The 3532-nt window shown below is 62.5% G+C and carries 2 protein-coding genes and 1 pseudogene; 2 read left to right on the top strand and 1 reads right to left on the bottom strand.

Translation table 11 applies throughout. From position 1 onward, the window contains the following. Together QZ511_RS16545 and QZ511_RS16540 are read left to right on the top strand one after the other, a co-directional pair. Positions 1–276 (top strand): annotated as a pseudogene (locus QZ511_RS16545) (hypothetical protein); the annotation flags it as partial. A gap of 15 nt (positions 277–291) precedes the next feature. Beyond that, the gene (locus tag QZ511_RS16540; protein ID WP_295804212.1) at positions 292–2316 is read left to right on the top strand and encodes a CocE/NonD family hydrolase; all 2025 of its coding nucleotides are present in this window, start codon (positions 292–294) and stop codon (positions 2314–2316) included. Between the two features lie 11 nt (positions 2317–2327). On the opposite strand, the gene QZ511_RS16535 is transcribed toward QZ511_RS16540, so the two are convergent. Next, on the bottom strand, positions 2328–3440 hold the full coding sequence (locus QZ511_RS16535) for an NADH:flavin oxidoreductase (RefSeq protein WP_295804211.1): 1113 nt from the start codon (positions 3438–3440) through the stop codon (positions 2328–2330). Between the last annotated feature and the right edge of the window lie 92 nt (positions 3441–3532).

The raw sequence follows: 3532 nt of genomic DNA, 5'->3' as shown, positions 1-3532 counted from the left end.
ACAGTCCTGGAGCAGGCGCCTTCACAGGAAAAGGTTGCGCAGGTCGAGCGAGAATTTCCCGATAGCAAAATTGTGATTACAGCGGCGGAGGGCCGCAGGCTTTCCGAGCAGGCGATGCCTGATAGTTATAGCTTCGAAGTTGCCAATATCTGGCTTGGGGCGCAGAGCCAGCAGCAACTCCTGCACCAGTACCACCAGCTTGCGGACACCCTGGAATTCAGATTTTCCGATGGCTGTGACCCGGAGTCCTTCCAGTTCAAATGTGTGCGGTATTGATTGGGGTGCCAGTTGATGAATATAGCCAGTGAATTCCCGAACCCGGTCGAGACACGCGAGCATGTGGAGATTCCCATGCCCGACGGCTGCAAGTTGGCCGCGCGCATCTGGTTGCCGGAAAATGCTGAACAGTCGCCGGTGCCGGCGATTTTCGAATACATTCCTTACCGCAAGCGGGATATGACACGCCTGCGGGACTCCATCATACACCCCTACCTTGCGGGGCACGGTTACGCCTGTGTGCGGGTCGACCTGCGGGGCAGTGGCGAATCCGACGGCGTCATTTGCGACCAATACCGCCAGCAGGAGCTGGATGACGGGGCGGCGGTGATCGCCTGGCTGGCGGAGCAGCCCTGGTGCGATGGCAATGTGGGTATGATGGGTATTTCCTGGGGAGGGTTTAACGGGCTGCAGGTGGCATCGTTGGCGCCGCCTGCGCTGAAGGCGGTGATCTCCGCCTGCTCCACCGACGATTTGTATCTCGACAATATGCATTACATGGGCGGATGCCTGTTGACCGACAATCTGTCCGAGGCCACCACCATGTTCTCGGTCAACACCTGTCCGCCAGACCCGGCCCTGGTGGGTGAGCGCTGGCGGGAAATGTGGATGCAGCGACTACATGGCAGCGGTCTGTGGCTGGACACCTGGCTGCGGCACCAGTATCGGGACGAATACTGGAAGCACGGCTCCGTCAGTGAACACTACGACGCGATTCGCTGCCCGGTGATGTTGGTGGGCGGTTGGGCCGATGGTTATACCAATGCGATATTCCGCTTGTTAGAGCACCTGCAGGTGCCCCGCCAGGGGCTGATCGGTCCCTGGGGCCACAAGTACCCGCACCAGGGGGTACCCGGCCCGGCGATCGGTTTTCTGCAAGAGGCATTGCGCTGGTGGGACCACTGGCTCAAAGGGCGCGATACCGGGGTTATGGAGGAGCCGATGCTGCGCGCCTGGATGCAGGACAGCGTGCCGCCAACCACTTACTACCGGGAGCGTCCGGGCCGCTGGGTGGGTGAGGAGACCTGGCCGGCGCCGCGGATCCGCGACGTCGCTTACGGGCTGGATAGCCACCGCATCCTGATGCCCGGAGATGAGCCCTGCCCGAGCGACGAAAATATCTGCATACAGTCTCCGCTGTCTGTGGGGCTGATGGCCGGCAAGTGGTGTTCATATACCAGCGCCCCGGATCTCCCCCACGACCAGCGTCAGGAAGACGGCGGCTCGCTGGTGTTCGAGAGCGCGCCGCTGAAGGAGGCCGTGGAAATACTGGGCGCTCCGGTGGTAGAACTGGAGCTGGCGTGCAACCAGCCAGTGGCGATGATTGCCGCGCGGCTTTCCGATGTGGCGCCGGACGGCAAGGCTACCCGGGTGACCTACGGCCTGTTCAACCTGACTCACCACCGCAGCCACGCGGAGCCCGAAAGGCTGGTCCCCGGAAAGACCTACCGGGTGCGAGTGGCGTTGAATGCCATTGGCCAGAACTTCCCCGCCGGCCACCGGATTCGCCTCAGCCTTTCCACCTCCTACTGGGCGCTGGCCTGGCCGCCTCCCGAGCCGGTGTGTATGACGGTGTATCCCGCCGCGAGCTGCCTGCTGCTGCCACAACGGGATCCCCGCGCACAAGATGACGACATCGCGTTCGAGGTGGCGGAGGGCGCACGCCCCACACCGATCCAGATAGTCGAGCCGGCGGAGCAGAACTGGCTGGTGCACGTGGACCTGGCGCTGGACCGGTCAGTGCTCGAAGTAATCAAGGATGAGGGGATGAAGCGGATTGATGAGATCGATTTGGAAGTCGCGAATCGCACCTGGAACTGGTACACCTTTGACGGTGACGACTTTGACAGTGTGCGCGGCGAGACACGCACCGAGCGGATTTTTCGTCGTGGCGACTGGTCCGTGCGCACGACAACCCGTACCGTGCTCACCGCGGATAGGGAATATTTCTACATCCACGCAGAGCTGGATGCCTGGGAGGGCGACCGCCGGGTTTTCGCGGAGAACTGGCAGCGTCGAATTCCCCGCGATCACCTCTGACTTTCTCTTTCTCAGCTCAGGCTTGCCAGGGCTTCCTTGGTAAACGGCACGATCTCTTCCTCGCGGCCTTCCCGCACTTTCTGCAGCCAGTTCGGGTCCTGCAACAGGGCGCGGCCCACGGCGATCATGTCGAATTCGCCGTTGTCCATGCGGCGGGTCAGTTCGTCCAGACCGGTGGGATTGGCGGTGCCGCCCATGCCCTGGTTGTTGCCGCCGATAAAGTCATCGTCGAGGCCGACACTGCCGACGGAGATGACCGGCTTGCCGGTAAGCTCCTTGGTCCAGCCCGCCAGGTTCAGCTCCGAACCCTCAAACTCCGGTACCCAGAAGCGTCTTGTGGATGCGTGGAAGATATCCACACCAGCGTCCACCAGCGGCGTAAGGAAGCGTTCCAGCTCCACCGGGTTGTGTGCCAGCCGCGCGTCATAGTCCTGCTGTTTCCACTGGGAGTAGCGCAGCACGATGGCGAAGTCGTCGCCCACCGCGTCGCGCACCGCTTCCACAATCTCCACCGCAAAGCGGGTGCGGTTTTCCAGGGAGCCGCCGTACTCGTCGTCGCGCTGGTTGGTGCCCTCCCAGAAAAACTGGTCGATGAGATAACCGTGGGCACCGTGAATTTCTACACCGTCGAAGCCCGCCGCCTGTGCCGCGCGCGCGGAATCGGCGAAGGCTTTGACCGTGTCCTGGATATCCTGCCTGGTCATGGCGTGGCCGTTCGGCTTGCCGGGTTTGAACAGGCCGGAGGGCGAGTGGGCGGGGAAGGATTTGTCCGGGCCGATACCCTCCTTGCGCACGGCACCCACGTGCCAGAGCTGCGGAATGATCTGGCCGCCGGCACCGTGCACCTGATCGACGACATTCTTCCAGCCGGCCATGGCATCGTCGCCATAGATCGCCGGTACGTTTTCGTAGCCGTTGGCGGCGGGGTGGCCGACAAAGGTGCCCTCGGTAATGATCAGGCCCACGTCGCCCTCGGCGCGGCGGCGGTAATAGCCGGCCACCTGGTCATTGGGCACATAGCCCGGCGAGGCGGTGCGGGTCATGGGGGCCATGGCCACGCGATTGCGCAGCTTCAGGGATTTGTGCTCGAACGGGCTTAGCAGGCTGTCCAGGGAATGGCTCATGAATGACTCCGGTTGTTTTCCTCGGGTGGAGCACTCTACCGCGTACCTGGGGGTCAGGGGATTATCTTAGGCGTAAAGGCGGTTGATATTTT

The sequence above is a fragment of the uncultured Microbulbifer sp. genome, assembly GCF_913055755.1.
Lineage (GTDB): Bacteria > Pseudomonadota > Gammaproteobacteria > Pseudomonadales > Cellvibrionaceae > Microbulbifer.
The sequence above is the reverse complement of the archived record's forward strand: the minus strand, read 5'-3'. Positions and strand labels throughout refer to the sequence as shown.